The sequence below is a fragment of the Clostridium sp. C2-6-12 genome, from assembly GCF_009928485.1.
Taxonomy (GTDB): domain Bacteria; phylum Bacillota; class Clostridia; order Clostridiales; family Clostridiaceae; genus Clostridium.
On the sequence record NZ_JAABNP010000015.1, the window covers coordinates 1 to 15,931 of the forward strand.

General features: G+C 29.0%; 15 protein-coding genes. 2 read left to right on the plus strand and 13 right to left on the minus strand.

Annotated elements, in window-relative coordinates:
* Window positions 1-146: 146 nt before the first annotated feature.
* From GXK56_RS13595 to GXK56_RS13610, 4 genes are all read right to left on the minus strand, one after another.
* Window positions 147-1,085 (minus strand): GTP-binding protein, encoded by a 939-nt coding sequence (locus GXK56_RS13595; RefSeq protein WP_160688220.1) that lies wholly within the window; start codon window positions 1,083-1,085, stop codon window positions 147-149.
* A gap of 19 nt (window positions 1,086-1,104) precedes the next feature.
* Complete coding sequence (locus GXK56_RS13600; RefSeq protein ID WP_160688222.1) at window positions 1,105-2,301, minus strand: GTP-binding protein; 1,197 nt, start codon at window positions 2,299-2,301, stop codon at window positions 1,105-1,107.
* Between the two features lie 140 nt (window positions 2,302-2,441).
* Entirely contained in the window at window positions 2,442-3,071 is a 630-nt protein-coding gene (locus tag GXK56_RS13605; protein WP_160688224.1) for an ankyrin repeat domain-containing protein, read from the minus strand.
* Window positions 3,072-3,205: 134 nt separating this feature from the next.
* Window positions 3,206-3,739, minus strand: coding sequence for a 2'-5' RNA ligase family protein (locus tag GXK56_RS13610; RefSeq protein WP_160688226.1), 534 nt, complete (start codon window positions 3,737-3,739; stop codon window positions 3,206-3,208).
* A gap of 181 nt (window positions 3,740-3,920) precedes the next feature.
* Here GXK56_RS13610 and GXK56_RS13615 point away from each other — a divergent pair, with 181 nt between their 5' ends.
* Entirely contained in the window at window positions 3,921-4,208 is a 288-nt protein-coding gene (locus GXK56_RS13615) for a GNAT family N-acetyltransferase (RefSeq protein ID WP_160688483.1), read from the plus strand.
* A gap of 63 nt (window positions 4,209-4,271) precedes the next feature.
* On the opposite strand, the gene GXK56_RS13620 is transcribed toward GXK56_RS13615, so the two are convergent.
* Complete coding sequence (locus GXK56_RS13620; protein WP_160688485.1) at window positions 4,272-5,252, minus strand: D-isomer specific 2-hydroxyacid dehydrogenase family protein; 981 nt, start codon at window positions 5,250-5,252, stop codon at window positions 4,272-4,274.
* A 204-nt stretch (window positions 5,253-5,456) separates the two neighbouring features.
* The gene (locus GXK56_RS13625; RefSeq protein ID WP_160688228.1) at window positions 5,457-6,068 is read right to left on the minus strand and encodes an ECF transporter S component; all 612 of its coding nucleotides are present in this window, start codon (window positions 6,066-6,068) and stop codon (window positions 5,457-5,459) included.
* Between the two features lie 242 nt (window positions 6,069-6,310).
* Between GXK56_RS13625 and GXK56_RS13630 the strand changes: the two genes are divergently transcribed.
* Window positions 6,311-7,480: an aminotransferase class I/II-fold pyridoxal phosphate-dependent enzyme gene (locus GXK56_RS13630; protein ID WP_160688230.1), complete on the plus strand. Its 1,170-nt coding sequence runs from the start codon at window positions 6,311-6,313 to the stop codon at window positions 7,478-7,480.
* Between the two features lie 134 nt (window positions 7,481-7,614).
* Here the strand turns inward: GXK56_RS13630 and GXK56_RS13635 are convergent, their stop codons facing one another.
* From GXK56_RS13635 to GXK56_RS13665, 7 genes are all read right to left on the minus strand, one after another.
* Window positions 7,615-10,560: an EAL domain-containing protein gene (locus tag GXK56_RS13635; RefSeq protein WP_160688232.1), complete on the minus strand. Its 2,946-nt coding sequence runs from the start codon at window positions 10,558-10,560 to the stop codon at window positions 7,615-7,617.
* Between the two features lie 229 nt (window positions 10,561-10,789).
* On the minus strand, window positions 10,790-10,969 hold the full coding sequence (locus tag GXK56_RS13640; protein WP_160688234.1) for an aspartyl-phosphate phosphatase Spo0E family protein: 180 nt from the start codon (window positions 10,967-10,969) through the stop codon (window positions 10,790-10,792).
* A gap of 183 nt (window positions 10,970-11,152) precedes the next feature.
* Complete coding sequence (locus tag GXK56_RS13645) at window positions 11,153-11,494, minus strand: helix-turn-helix transcriptional regulator (RefSeq protein WP_160688236.1); 342 nt, start codon at window positions 11,492-11,494, stop codon at window positions 11,153-11,155.
* A 261-nt stretch (window positions 11,495-11,755) separates the two neighbouring features.
* On the minus strand, window positions 11,756-12,751 hold the full coding sequence (argF, locus tag GXK56_RS13650) for an ornithine carbamoyltransferase (RefSeq protein ID WP_160688238.1): 996 nt from the start codon (window positions 12,749-12,751) through the stop codon (window positions 11,756-11,758).
* A 162-nt stretch (window positions 12,752-12,913) separates the two neighbouring features.
* On the minus strand, window positions 12,914-13,894 hold the full coding sequence (locus GXK56_RS13655) for a phosphotransferase (protein WP_160688240.1): 981 nt from the start codon (window positions 13,892-13,894) through the stop codon (window positions 12,914-12,916).
* 117 nt (window positions 13,895-14,011) lie between these two features.
* A complete protein-coding gene (locus GXK56_RS13660; RefSeq protein WP_160688242.1) occupies window positions 14,012-15,439 on the minus strand; it encodes a PHB depolymerase family esterase in 1,428 nt (475 codons plus the stop codon).
* Between the two features lie 211 nt (window positions 15,440-15,650).
* The coding region (locus GXK56_RS13665; RefSeq protein WP_202127886.1) for a hypothetical protein at window positions 15,651-15,931 on the minus strand (281 nt) is incomplete at its 5' end.

Below are 15,931 nucleotides of genomic sequence, written 5' to 3' on the forward strand. Positions count from 1 at the left end.
GCCCCCATTACGGACTTTCACCGATTAGTACGTGCCCATGCTGGGCACACGCAAAGGAGAAGATTCTTTAGAAACTCTAAAATAATCTTCTCCCTTACTTATTACCATAAACCATTTAAATTCCAATTCCACCAACACTAAAGTTCCTAAAAGAAAACTAATTCCTCCTCCAATTTATCAATGAACTTATAACTATTTACTGCTATAAAAGGAATATTTCTTTGCTGCTGTTCTATATATTTGTTACAAATTACACCATCAATTTCAATCCACTTTTTACCTTCAAGTTTGATAGGCTCTTTAGTTTGGCATAAAAGTCCAAGAAAAGCAATATCATCTTCACAACAAGTCATTGCATTTCTTCCAAATGCAAAAATGTTTTTAGGATAATTAGGATTTGTACCTGCGACTCCTTTTACTTTTATTTTTTTACCTTCATATTTTTCCGGTAATTCTGTTATATCTAAATACCAGATTCCATAATCATAATCCTCAAATTCAATTACAGGAGCTTCTATATCAAAAGGTAATTCTAGCGGACTATCATCAATTTCTCCGTTTTCTAATTCAAAAATCATACTTGCTCTTCCATTTAGGGCTTTTACACTATTTCTATATTTTAATTTATTAGTATTTTCAGTACATCGATTAAATATGATTAAATCTGATTTTTTAAATTGCTCTATTAATAATGATTTCATGTTGTTCATATAACTTTCAAAAGTTGAAGCATCAATAGGTGTTATAGTTTGAGCAAGCTCCCATCCCTCAGGTAATTCTATTTTTTCAAAAACCTCATATTCCCACATTCCATTGTATTCTATTATAACTTTACTAGGTTTATTTTCTTTGTTACATTCCTTTAAAAACAAATCTGTAAAATCTTCCTTACTTTTTACATTTACTAGTGTTACATTATGTTTCTTTAGAAAGCTTTCTTCATATTCTTCTATGCCATTTTCACATACAATTAAAGTAATATTTTCGCCTTCTGCAAATTCTGGGTCGTTAAATATTTCTTTAACAAAAGTAGACTTTCCACTTTCTAAAAAACCAGTAACAAGAAAAACAGGTATTTCCTTCATAAACTTTTTCCTTCCTTATTTAAACTAAAAATAATTCTTCTATTTCTTTCTTATTAAGATTTGTTCCTATAACACATAACTTTCCTGTATAATCAGAACCACCGCTACGGACTTCATATTCTCCAGGCACTAAATCAAAATTAATCCAGCCGCCGTCTTTTGATGGAACTATTCCCTTGGCACGCAATATAAATCCATAATCTGAAGATTCCGCCAAGGTCTTTAATATATTATTAATTTCTTCTTTAGAATATTTTTTAGGGGTTTCTATTCCCCAGCTTGTAAACACTTCATCTGCATGATGGTGATCATGATCATGGTCATGTCCACAAGAGCAATTGCTATCATGGTGATGATGATGTTCATGAGTATCGCAACTACATTCTTCAGCCTTCTCATGATTATGATTATTACAATTGCAATTGCACTCTTCAGCATGTTCGTGTTTATCATTACATTTACAATCGTCCTCATGATTGTGGTGGTGATGGTGGTGATTTTCACATCCGCATTCTTCCTCACTATGATCATCATGTTCATGATTACAAACGCAATTTTCATGGTGATGTTTATGTTCAAAATGCTCTTTTGCTTCTTTAATTAATTCTTTTTCAAGCGAATTTCCTTTTTCCATTACAGAAAGAATTTGTTTTCCACTAATTTCTTCCCAATTTGTAGTTACTATAGCAGCAGTTTTATTATGATGTCTTATTTGAGATACACAAGACTGTAATTTTTCTTCCGAAAGCTTTTGTGAACGGCTTAAAATAATAGTATTGGCATTTTCAATTTGGTTATTAAAGAATTCTCCAAAGTTCTCCATATACATTTTGCATTTTATGCCATCAACAACTGTAACAAAGCTGTTAAGTTCAATGTCAACTTCATCTTTTACCTTTTCTACAGCTTTAATAACATCTGATAGTTTTCCTACACCTGATGGCTCTATTATTATACGTTCTGGTGAATATTTTGCTATAGCCTCTTTCAAAGCTACTCCAAAATCACCTACTAATGAGCAGCATATACACCCTGAATTCATTTCTGTAATTTCAATACCTGAATTATTTAAAAATCCTCCATCAATTCCTATTTCACCAAACTCATTTTCGATCAGCATTAACTTTTCGCCTTGAAAAGCTTCTTGAATTAATTTCTTTATTAATGTAGTTTTTCCAGCTCCAAGAAATCCTGAAATTATATCTATCTTTGTCATATGGTTTCCTTAATGGGTAAGAATATATTCTGTATCAAACCCATTAAAGTATTCACTTCCTTTCTATATAATATTTCATTGCTAATTTCATATATATCTAATTTAAATCCGTATATTTCAAAAGGTTCTTCTTTTATCTATTAAGATATTACTGCACCATTTTCTCTCAGTATCTTATCAACATATTTATTTTTGCATAAATAAAGTGGTGTATGACCCAAATTATTTTTTGAATTTATATCAAATCCAAGAGAAATTAGTCTTTTTAAAAATTCTTCAAAATCTCCATTAGTATAATTTGAAAAATCATCATGCAAAATAGTATTTTTATATTTATCTGTATGGTTAATATCTGCTCCATGTTTCACAAGCAAATCCAAAAGTTCTAATGAATAATTAAAATTACAATAAAATATGGGAGTTTTTCCTGCTACATTTTCTATATTTACTTTTGCTCCTCTATCTAATACTAATTGAATTACTTCCATTCTAGGATTTGTTCTTGCACATAACCTATGTAATGGAGTTTCTTTTAAGTAGCTTTCACAGCTGTTAATATCAGCTCCTGCATTAATTAAAAATTCTATTATTTCAGAATAATTATTTTCACAATTATCTATTGCAAAATGTAGCAAACTTTTACCATCATATTTTCCATTAATATCTGCTCCATTTTCAATATATTTTTTAAGTTCTTCTAAATTTCCTTCTATTAATATTAATGAAATAGATTTTTCTCTTGGACCAAATAAAATATCATAAAGTTTCATATTGATTTGCACCTCCAAATTCCCTTATAAAATCTAATTTATAGAAATCATTGAGAATAGTTTCCATCTGTATGTTTCATTTTTATCCTACGCTTAAAACTTATCACTGTCAATAAATGATTAATGTGCTTCTATTAATATTCATTAAAAATAAACTCTCTGTATAATTTCCAAGTTTCTTCTTCCCATCTATAAATTGTTACATTATTAAATAAGCCTTGAAATTCACAAGGATATTGATGAACATAATCCCAAACTTTAGTATATAGAGGTTTTAATTTTTTTGATGCTAAAGTGATATGAAAAACTTTATCTTTACCATCTTTTTTATCAAAATTAACATATGATATTTTGCTAATATTTTCAATTAACTTGTCATGAACAGTCTTAGCTTCCTTTGACATATTTACTTTCATATAAATTACCCTGTCATCAAAATGATCATAGCCATCTATAGTAAAGGACTCAGCTTTGACAGTTTTACTAAACGCTTCAAGTAAATCAATCAAATCATTAATTTCTTCTGTATATTCAAATGGCGCCTTAATTGTGAAATGAGCTGGTAATTTTGATGATTTTGCCTTTAATTTTTGAAATAATTCTTTTCTAAGATTATTATTAAATTCACCCGCTTCTCCTTTTACAACACATACTATTACATATCTCATAATATTTCTCTCCTTAAATACTTATTAAATTAGTGCTCTTTGTATAAAGTTGGTTTTAATTAATATTATACCCAACTTCTAATAAAGAAAAACCAGTTAATTTTCTTATTTAAGAAGGTATGCATGAATTAATGTAGAATTACACATATTATATAGGAATTTTATTTAGGAGGCGATTATCATAGCTGAATTCAAAGAAGGTATAAAAAAATTTTACTTAGGTGATTCCTCACAGAATCCAAAAGCTGAAGTAACTTATATAAATCATAGCGAAAATACAATTATTATTAATCATACTTTTGTATCACCTGAATTAAGAGGTCAAAATATAGGTGGACAATTAATAAAAAGAGTAGTTGATTTTGCAAGAGAAGAAAATAAAAAAATAATACCGCAGTGTTCCTTTGCAGTAAAAGAATTTAATGAAAATAAAGAATATGAAGACGTCCTATTTAAAGAAAGATACTAAAAATTAATGGCAGATATATTTTCCAAAAAATATATCTGCCATCTTTATCATGTGACTTTAATTTTAAACTACCATCCATGGATTGTCCTTACCTTCACTAAATAAAATACAACTCTTTATGGAATTTTCAACCATATCACTAACTGCCTGATCGGTATAAAATGCTGTGTGAGGTGTTACAATTACATTAGGAAAAGATTTTAATATAGCTAATTCCCTATTGTTTAAAATCTGACCTTTTAAATCATTGTAATACAGGCCTTCTTCGCGTTCAATTACGTCTAAAGCAGCCCCTCCAACTTTTCCATTTTCTAAAGCCTCAATAAACTCCTCTGTATTGATTAAAGATCCCCTTGCAGTATTAATAATAAAAACTCCATCTTTCATTTCACCTAAAGACACTTTGTTTATCATGTGATAATTTTCCTCTGTAGCAGGCATATGCAATGTTATAATATCACTATTCTTAAATAAATATTCTAAATCTACATATTCGCTATAATTTTTAACTTCCTCCTGCTTATATATATCATGAGCTAGTATCTTACACCCAAAACCTGATAAATGTTTTATTACAGTTCTTCCAATCTTACCTGTTCCAATAACCCCAACTGTTAAATTTGGTAATTCCTTTCCTTGAACACCTATTAGTGAATAATCTTGTCCATTACTACGTTCCATAATAAGCTTCATTTTTCTAGTTGCCATAAGCATCATCATAATTGTGTAATCTGCTACACTATTTGGGGAATATGTTGCATTTCCAACATGAACTCCAACTTTTTCAGCTTCATTTAAATCTATATGATCATATCCTATAGTCCTTGTGGATATGAATTTCACTCCAATTTCATGAAACCTGTTAACTAGTTCATGATTTATTATTGTTGTAATTACACTAATACAATCAAATCCTTTTGCTAATTCTGCTGTTTCCATACTAGGTGCTTTATCAGTTAATACCACTTCTACATTATATTTTTTACTAAATTCCTTAAAAAATTTAGTTTCATCTTTTCTATGACTATACGCTAATATTTTCATTTTTTTACTCTCACCCCAAATTATTTCATTCATATTTATTATATCATGTTTAGACCATAATACTTTAGTATTACAGATAAAAATAACCATCAAAATTCTAGCTTGTAAATTTTGATGGTTTGCACTTTTATTATTTTGTTCTTATTTGTTCCCTAATTAATCATATTACAAAAATCAGTTCATAATTTTATATTTCCAAACTTCTTAATTAAAAGATTGTCTTTTATTTACTGGTAATAATAATCCTGTCTTTGTTAATACCGGCTTTATTGCAGCATAAATTACATTTACTAAGATTACCGATACTACAGCATTTACTGAAGTGGCAAATACACTCATCTTTGCTAGTATAGCAGCCATTTGTTGAGGTTGTCCAAGAATATACTGCTTATAAAAATATCCTACAATTGGATCAAAAATCACATTAAAGCCTAATCCACAAATAGAAGCAATTATAGCCCATTTAGCTATATATTTTTTATCATTGCTTTCATCTATCTTTGCAATTTTATGAGCAATTAATCCTGTAACTAAACCAATACATAGTTTAAGGAAAAAAGTCTTTGGTGCTCCTATAGCATAAGTTGGATCAAGTAGATCAGAAATTGTCATACCTATTGCTCCAGCAAGTCCACCGTACCATCCTCCAAGAAGTAAAGCTGCCAATACACAAAATGCATTTCCTATGTGAAGAGAAACTGCATCTCCAGCTCCTACTGGTATCTTTATTGATAAAAATGTGAAGGATACAAAGCATAAAGCAGCCAATATGCCTGTTTGAATTACTTTTAAAATTTTTGTGTTCTTATTTTCCATATTATAGCCCCCTTGTAAAATATATTCCTATATGAAAATACTATGTAATTATAGCATCGAAGAAAAAATGTAGCAATTGTACGGATACAATCTTTCCTTAACTAATAATTTACGCAATAAGATTACCATTAAATATATGGATTGGTATGTATGCAATTATATTTACCACAAACTATACTCCTAACTTTTACAGTGATATAATATATAGGAAAAAAATAAATTTTCTTTGGGGGGCTATATAAATGAATCTTGAATTTTCTAATAACCTAAATTATTTTCAAACAGGTATTTTTAATATACTTGATGAGAAAAAAGCCGAACTTATGAAAGCTGGAAGCAAGGTTTATAATCTTTCAGTTGGAACACCTGATTTTGAACCAGATAAACATGTTGTAGATGCATTGATTAATGCTGCTCAAAATACTGACAATTGGAAATATTCTTTAGGCGATTTACCCGAATTAATAGATGCCATTTGTACATATTATATAAATAGATTTGATGTTTCACTTTCTTATGATGAAGTTATGTCCATTTATGGATCTCAAGAAGGCTTAACTCATATAGGAGCCTCTTTATGCAATAAAGGCGACTTAGTTCTTGTTCCTAATCCAGGATATCCAATTTTTGAAATTGGACCATATTTATCAGGTGCAGACATTGCTTACTATCCTCTGCTTCCTGAAAATAATTATCTTCCAGATTTAAGCGCAATTTCTGAAGATATATTACATAAAACTAAATTCATGGTTGTATCATATCCTTTAAATCCTGTTTGCGCAACTGCTACACCAGAATTTTATGATGAATTAATTGTCTTTGCTGAAAAATATAATATCATTATAATTCATGATAATGCTTATTCAGATATAGTATATGACGGACAAATTGGAGGGTCATTTTTATCTCATAAAGGTGCTAAAGATGTGGGAGTCGAATTTTATTCTCTTTCAAAATCCTTTAATATTACTGGTGCAAGAATTTCTTTTGTCCTAGGAAATTCTGAAATCATAAAACATTTTAAAATGCTTCGCTCTCAAATAGATTATGGTATTTTCACGCCAATTCAGCATGCTGCAATTGCTGCTTTAACGGGTTCTCAAGATAGTGTAAAAAAACACTGCCAGGAATATGAAGAAAGACGTAATTCACTATGCAGAGGATTAACAAGTATAGGCTGGCCTGTTCCAGAAAGCAAAGGTTCAATGTTTGTATGGGCTCCTATTCCTGCTAAATACAATAATTCTTATGAATTCTGTATGGATCTTATTGAGAAGACTGGCGTGATTTGCACTCCAGGAAGTGCCTTTGGAAGCCTTGGTGAAGGATATGTAAGATTTGCTTTGGTACTTCCAGTTCAAGTTATTAATGAAGCTGTTGGTAAAATAAAAGAAAGTTGCATTTTATATTAATCTAGTGTATTCAATATAAAATATATATTAAAAATAATTTTACTGGTGATTTTAACAAATTATAATATAAAAAATGAACCACAATACGTTATATTAGACTTTAAAAAGTCTAGTATAATCTATTGTGGTTTTTATTACTCATTACCTTTTTCAAATAATTTTTCTATATCATCTGATGGAAGTGGTTTACTGAAATAGTAACCTTGGATATAGTCACATTTTCTTTTTTCAAGAACTGAAAGTTGTTCTTTTGTTTCTACTCCTTCTGCTACAACCTTTAATTCAAAACTGTGAGCCATTTCAATAATACTATTTATAATTGATTCTTCCTTTTGATTTGAAGTGATATTATCTATAAATGACTTATCAATCTTTAAAGTATTTATCGGAATCTTCCTCAAATAACTTAGTGAAGAATACCCTGTTCCAAAGTCGTCAAGAGCAATTCTTATTCCCATATCCATTAATTGTTTTAATGCAATTATACTAAAATCAAAGGATTCCATGAGAACTGTTTCTGTAATTTCAAGTTCAAGAATTTTAGGATCAATACCTGTACTATTAATAATTTCTTCAACATATTCAATGAAATTGGGTTGTTGTAAATCAACTGAAGAAATATTAACACTTATGCTCTTAAAATTATAGCCTTTTTCAATCCATTTTACAGCCTGCTTACAAGATTCTTTAATCACCCATTGTCCTATTTTGGTTATATAACCATACTCTTCAGCTATAGGTATAAATTCTAATGGGGATATAAAGCCCAATTCTTTACTAATTAATCTTAGCAAGGCTTCAAACCCAAATATCTTATTATTTTCAGCATCATATTGGGGTTGATAGTTGATTATAAATTCATCATTTTCAATTGCTGTTCTCAAGATTCTTTCTATATGCATTTTACGCTCAAGTTTTAAATACATATCTGGATTAAATAGCTCGAATCTATTCTTTCCCAATTCCTTTGCTTTGTACATTGCAGCATCTGCATTTTTCAAAATAGTATCAGCATCAATTCCGTCTTTAGGATATAATGTTATCCCAATACTTACAGTAACATAAATCTGCTTACCATCAATTTTACATGGCTGATTAAATAACTCCAAAAAGCTTTGAGCATAAGATTTAACTTCTGCCTCATTTGCATTAGGATGTAATAAAATAAATTCATCTCCTCCTAATCTGCATATAATATCTTCTTCATTTATCCAATTTTCAAATTTTTCAGCTAAATAAATAAGTAATTTATCACCATAATTATGACCTAATGTATCATTAATAATTTTAAAATTATCCAAATCTATAAATAAAACAGCACCTTCTGAACATTGATTATTTATTGGTTCCAAAAGTTCATTTAATTTATTAATAAAGAAAGTTCTATTTGGTAATTTGGTAAGTGAATCGTAATAAGCCATAAATTTTATTTTTTCTTCTGATAATTTTCTATAAGATATATCAGTAATAGAACCAGCCAGCTTTATAGCCTTATTTTCCAGATCTCTTAATGCCATTCCTCTAGCTAAAAGCCACACATATTCTCCATTATTCTTTTTAAATCTGAATTCAGATTTATAAACTGCTGCTAAATTATTAATATGATCTTGAATATCTTTAAATGCGTTATCAACATCTTCAGGATGAATTTTCCCTTTCATAAAACTTATTATATCAACGTCCTTATCAAGAATATAACCACTAATATCATACAATTTATCTGATACAAAAAATTCACCTGTCTTTAAGTCCCATTCCCAAATAGAATCATTAGCACATTCTAGAGCTAATTTATATCTTTCTTCACTATTTCTAAGAGCTTCTTCACTATCTGACAATTCATCATATTGAGCTCTTAAAGCTTCTTCCGTTGCTAACAGCTCTTCATATACAGCAGCTAATTCATCATAATTTGCACTCAGCTGACCAATCATAAGGTTAAAAGATCTGCCTAATTCGCCAAACTCATCATTAGCAGTAATATTAGCTTTAACTGATAAATCTCCTTTTCCTGCTGCATTCATTAAAGGAGTTAATTCTGTAATAGGCCTAGTTATTCTTTTAGAAACAATATAGCTAAGACCAATTGCAAATAATAATGAGAATATAGTTATTGCACTAATTAAATCCCTCATTCTGTCAGCTTTATTAATAAGTTCAGTCTTTTCAACCACTGAAGCTATTTTCCAACCAGTATAAGGAGATGTATATACATTTACGAACACATCTTTTCCATCAATTATAGTTTCAAATTTCCCATTATCGTCAATTATTAAATTGTCAAAATTACTAACTAACTCTTTATAATTTTTATCACTTTCTTCTGCCTCAGGTTTTAACACTGAGATATTTTTAAAATTCATACTAGAATCAGGATGTGCTAAAATTGTACCATCTCTTGAAAACAAAAATATGTATCCATTATCACCAACTTTAATATCTTTTATCATATTAGATAAATGATCCAAACTTATGTCAATTCCCATTACCCCAACAATATTTTCCGAAACATCTGCTATAGTAGTTGAGGCAGTTATTATAACATTATTACTATTATCAATAGCAGAGACATATGGCTCAGAAATTGATACTTTCCCTGGATTTTCAATAGCTGGGGCATACCAAGGACGCTTTCTAGGATCAAATGTACTTACGCTCAATCCATCTGGCCATTGTACGTATCCTCCCCACTTTGTTCCAACATACACATATGTTGTTCTATCATGGGTAGTTCCATAGTTTTCAAGATCTTTATAAATATTACCTTCCACACCTTTAATTTGTTTAGAATATTTAGGATTTTCTTCAATATTAGGTATATTAAATAAAGGAATTATAGATTTATCAACTTTCTTTACATCATCTAAATTGGCTAACAACTTAACATCTTCTTTGACCTTTCTAATTGCATTAGAAAAATTATCATCTATAATCAGCATTTGAGATTTTGTATTTGAATATAAATCATTTTTTAATGAATTATACATATAATTATAAGTTATTAATGATATCGGAATAGATGTGATTAAAATAATTACTACAAAATATATAAATATTTTTATTCTAAAAGTAAGTTTCATATTCTAACACTCCTTAAATCTTCAAGTTTATATGGGAGTATATTGTTTTATTTCCATAAATATATAATCAAATCTCATATTAACATTTCAATTCAAAATATAACAAGCCTTAATTATATATTTTACCATCTATTCCACTACCTTTCAACATTTTAGTTTTCTTTATTTAAGAACTACATTACTTTAAACTCATGATAATATTATATAAAATAATATTAATTTTTCGTAACTATTCTTTATCTCTATTCATATATTCAACAATAAGTTGGTCTAACTTTTGGCTTAAAATCAACCTTTTTTTTGATGTTTTATTTCCTTCTTCCATTGCACATATTTCATTTAGCACCTCCCTTAATTTCTCCATATTTCTTTTGATTCCATTCTTGTCACCCTGATTATTATTGACCATTATAATCCTCTCCCTTTATATTCATCTAATCTTTTTACTTACAACTTGTTCTATATTTTATTATTTTTCCCATTTTTTCTCACTTATTATAAATATATACCATATGCAAAAAACAAAGAATATGCTGTAAGCCTATTCTAAATATTAGCTTACAGCATATTCTTTGTTTATGCGCTGGATGCCCTATAATTTTTTATTCGAAACAAATGGCAAAACTACTTTTGCAATTTCTTCTATCACTTTAACTTCATTTGAAGAACAGCTGCTGAGTAAGTATTGTAAATCATTATTTTCCTCAACTTTGTAAACCTCTCCAAAAATCAAATAATCTAATGATACATGCAAACATTCTGAAACACTTATCAAAGTACTAATGCTCATTTTTCTTTCGCCTCTTTCAATTTGACCTACAAAAAATGGTGACAAGTTTAAAATTTCTGCAAATTTTTCCCTCGATATTTGGAGTTTTTCTCTTTCTGTCCTAACTCTATCGCCAACGTCTTTAAAATCAACTCTTTTATTCATATAATCACCTAAATAATACTTTACCTAAATATAGTTGTTTGTGAAATATGCCCTGTGCATAAACTTTCACTTTCAAATGTAGCATTATATAGTTTATTATTTGTTACAAACAAAATTTTATACAAAAATAAAAAAATCAATACAATTATAAAATCCCAAATCACATTGCTATAAATGTGATTTAGGATTTTTATTATGACATTTACTAATTTATAATTCTCTATGATATTAATAGATAACAATAAATAAATAGTACATTATTTATGCGCCAATAGTTGCAAGAATTATTGCTTTAATAGAGTGCATTCGATTTTCTGCTTCATCGAACACTACTGATTGTTTTCCTTCAAAAACCTCATCAGTAACCTCTAAAGCTGTTAAATTAAATTTCTCCCCTACTTCTTTTCCTACCTTAGTTTTTAAATCATGATAAGCTGGAAGACAGTGCATAAAAATGGCTTCTTTATTAGCATTATCCATAACTTCTTTATTTACTTGATATGGAAGTAATAATTTTAATCTGCTTTCCCATACTTCATCGGGTTCCCCCATTGATACCCATACATCAGTATAAATTACGTCTGCATTTTTAGTACCTGCTTTAACATCTTCTGTTAAAGTAATTGTAGCTCCACTTTCCTTTGCAATTTCCATGCATTTTTCTACTAATTCCTCAGCAGGAAATAATTCTTTAGGCGCACATGCAGTAAAATTCATTCCCATTTTTGCACAAGCTACCATTAAGGAATTACCCATATTATTTCTTGCATCTCCCATATAGACAAAGTTAATTCCTTTTAACCTTCCCAGTTTTTCTTCTATAGTTAAAAGATCAGCTATCATTTGAGTCGGATGAAATTCATCAGTTAATCCATTCCACACAGGAACTCCTGCATACTTTGCTAACTCTTCAACAATCTCCTGACTAAAACCTCTATATTCTATTCCATCATACATTCTTCCAAGAACCCTTGCAGTATCAGCAATACTTTCTTTTTTCCCCATTTGTGAACCAGCCGCATCTAAATATGTAACCCCAAGTCCCAAATCGCTTCCAGCAACTTCAAAGGAACATCTAGTTCTTGTAGAAGTCTTTTCAAATAGTAAAACTATATTTTTCCCTCTTAATTTATCATGTAATATGCCAGTTCTCTTTAAGGTTTTTAATTCCTTAGACAAGTCTATTAAATATCTTATTTCACTTGATGAAAAATCTAATAATTTTAAAAAGCTTCTTCCTCTTAAATTTACCGCCATAGCTATTCCCCTTTTCCTTATTTTATAATTTAAAACTTAGCCCCATATGAATAAATATTACTTTTTTCTGTATATTTATTATATCAGTTATACCTTTCTTTGTCTAAACATTCTTAATAAAAATATTGAATCTTTATAGTTTTTGCATAAAATGCTTTAATTCTATATATTTATAAGAAATCTAATCTTATTATTAAATGGATTAAAAAATTCATTAATCCATCTATCTATAGCACTACTAAACCATTTAAGTTTATGAGCCTTTTCAATATGGGTAGCTATAAATAAAATTATTTGATATACCATAAAGGTTTCTATATATTTAATTTCAATTTGATCCTTAATAATACTTTTATATCCTTTTAATATATTCTTTTGCTGCTCAGGTTTATTAAAATGACTAAATAAAGATCCTAAATCCATATAATAATAGCTTATACCACATAGTCCAAAATCTATCGGTACTATTTCACCAGTATCACTGACAATTATATTTGATTTTCCTAAATCTGAATGAACTATTCCCTTTAAATTCTTTTTTAAATCCAATTCATAAATCGAATTGCTAATTTCATCAATAGTATGATCAATAATTTCAAATTGATCCCATGAAATTATCCTTAACTCCACTCCATCTATAAGTTTATGAGTAATTTTTTTTAGAAGCATTTTATCATATAAATATAGACTTGTATTTTCACTATCACGCCATTCTTTTTTAGAAAATCTATGAAACACTCCAACCATTGCTCCTAGCTTAAATAAAATATCCTCATTTAGCTCTACCTTGTCAATTGTATCTCCATTTATCCATGTTAAAAGAGTTACCGGTGTACCATCAGCTAATAAAGTTACATAATGTCCATTTTTATTTTTTATTGGAGTTTGAATATTTATATGAGTATTATCTCTAATTGAATTTAATATATTAATTTCTTCATAAACGTGCTTAACAACATTTTTATTATCCTGAAATATCTCTAAAGAAAAATCTTCAATTGCTTTATGTATTCTAAGCACATATTTTTTATTTAAAATCGAGTCTTTTATTTTATACGTTGCATTTTCATTATGCCTTATAAATTCTACTTCAGGTTGACTAATTTCATAACTATTCAAAGCTTCTATCAATAAATTATTCATTATTTCTCCTTTTTAATTTATCAGATTAATATATACTCATTATACCAAAATTAAAATAAACTGGTTGTAACTTTTATGACCAGTTTATTTTAATTAAAGATTTTTCTCTATATTATCTTATTTATTATTTAAATTAATCAATGTTCCATCAGCTTTTCTACTGAATTTTTTCAAATAATCCCATGACATCTGAGCATAATATGGGTTTGGATTACTATGCCACATTTCATTAATAGTACACATCATAATATAATCTGCATTTAAAGGGTCATCATTACTGTACCACACGCCTGTATTTAGCGTATAGCCGTACTTATCTACGCTTTGATTATTATTAAGTGGTGCCCCAAATATATAATCATTATTAAAAGTGGCCGTAGGTACATTATTCATTTTCTTAAATATATTAAAGGAAGGTTCAAACTCAGAACTTATTTGGCGCTTAGAATCATATGTTTTCATTGAAAAATTAGTACAATCATCTGTTCCAACTCCATATATTATAGGAAGTCTAGTTAACCCTTCTGATAGTTTTTTCTGAATCCTTTTACCATAATCAGTTGCTGAATCGGAATTTACCGAAAATCCACCTGCAACAATATCTATTCCAGCAAAAATTTCCGGATGTAAAATCCCCATATCTGCTGTCATACTTGCGCCAAGCGATATTCCTGACATATACACCTTTTCTGTATCAATTGAATAATTATTTTTTTCATGCTCAATTAATTTTAGAAGAAAATCTTCATCATTATAAGGTGTTAAGTTATAATTTAATTCATTCCAAACTCCAGGCTTAGTTGAAGATGGAATTACAGTAATAAAATTTTCCTTTGCTCCCACATAAGGAAATCCTAATCCTTCAGCTTGTTCTATATTATTTCCTGCAGCATGTAATACAATAACCATTGGAACCTTTATACTAGGGTGCTCTTGTACATATTTAGGTATATATTCATTCCAACTATGGTTAACATTATTATTGTCTCCTAAACTCTCATCCCTATGCTCAACTACCATGAGCTGATTTTCTGTAATATTATTCCAAGCTAACTGTAATGCTTGGAATACTTTCTGATTATCTGATGTTTTAGGCAATTCATCAGGACTATTAAGTCCAACTAATTTTTCATTATAAGCCATTGCAGCTTTAGAATTACTGTTAAAAGTCTCCTCCATTGATTGGAATCTTGCTCTTCTTTGAGGATTTTTCATTCCCATCCATTGATTTTTTAATAGATAATCTGGTGTACCAGCTGTATACTCACATCCATCAAAACACATATAAAAATTTGCATTTGTAATCTTTCCACCTTTCATTGTAACCTTTAATCTATAAGATATTAGATCATTATCTGGATCCGTTATTCCTATATATGTAGCATCTTTTAGCTGGGATGGCATTGATTTTATTAATGAAGTATTTGTATTCACTAAAACCTTTTGCTCAGTTGCAAATACATTATTCGGTATAATAATAAACATAAAAATTATAGTTATGCATGTTAATATAAGGTTTGTTAGTTTAATAATCTTTCTTTTCATAAAAATAATTCCCCCTAAAATATTATTTATATATTTTGTATCTCTTTATTAAGAAATTATCATAAATAATATAACTTATTAATACAAAACCTCCAAAATATACATTTTAATATTTCAAATGTCTTTTTGAATAGTTGAAATTTTTATTTTTATCCATATAATAAAAAAAGGATATGATATAAACTTCACATCCTTTTACAATCAACTTTATTTAATCAATATTCAATCTATTCCTGCTTCCACTATTGCCAGTCCCAGTTCCTGTACCAAAGCCTCCACTTGTTCCTCCGGTTCCTCCTCCAGTTGTTCCTGTTCCAAAGCCCCCGCTTGTTCCTCCGATTCCTCCAGTTGTTCCTGTTCCAAAACCTCCGCTTGTTCCTCCAGTTCCTCCTCCAGTTGTTCCTGTTCCAAAGCCTCCGCTTGTTCCTCCAGTTCCTCCTCCAGTTGTTCCTGTTCCAAAACCTCCGCTTGTTCCTCCAGTTCCTCCTCCAG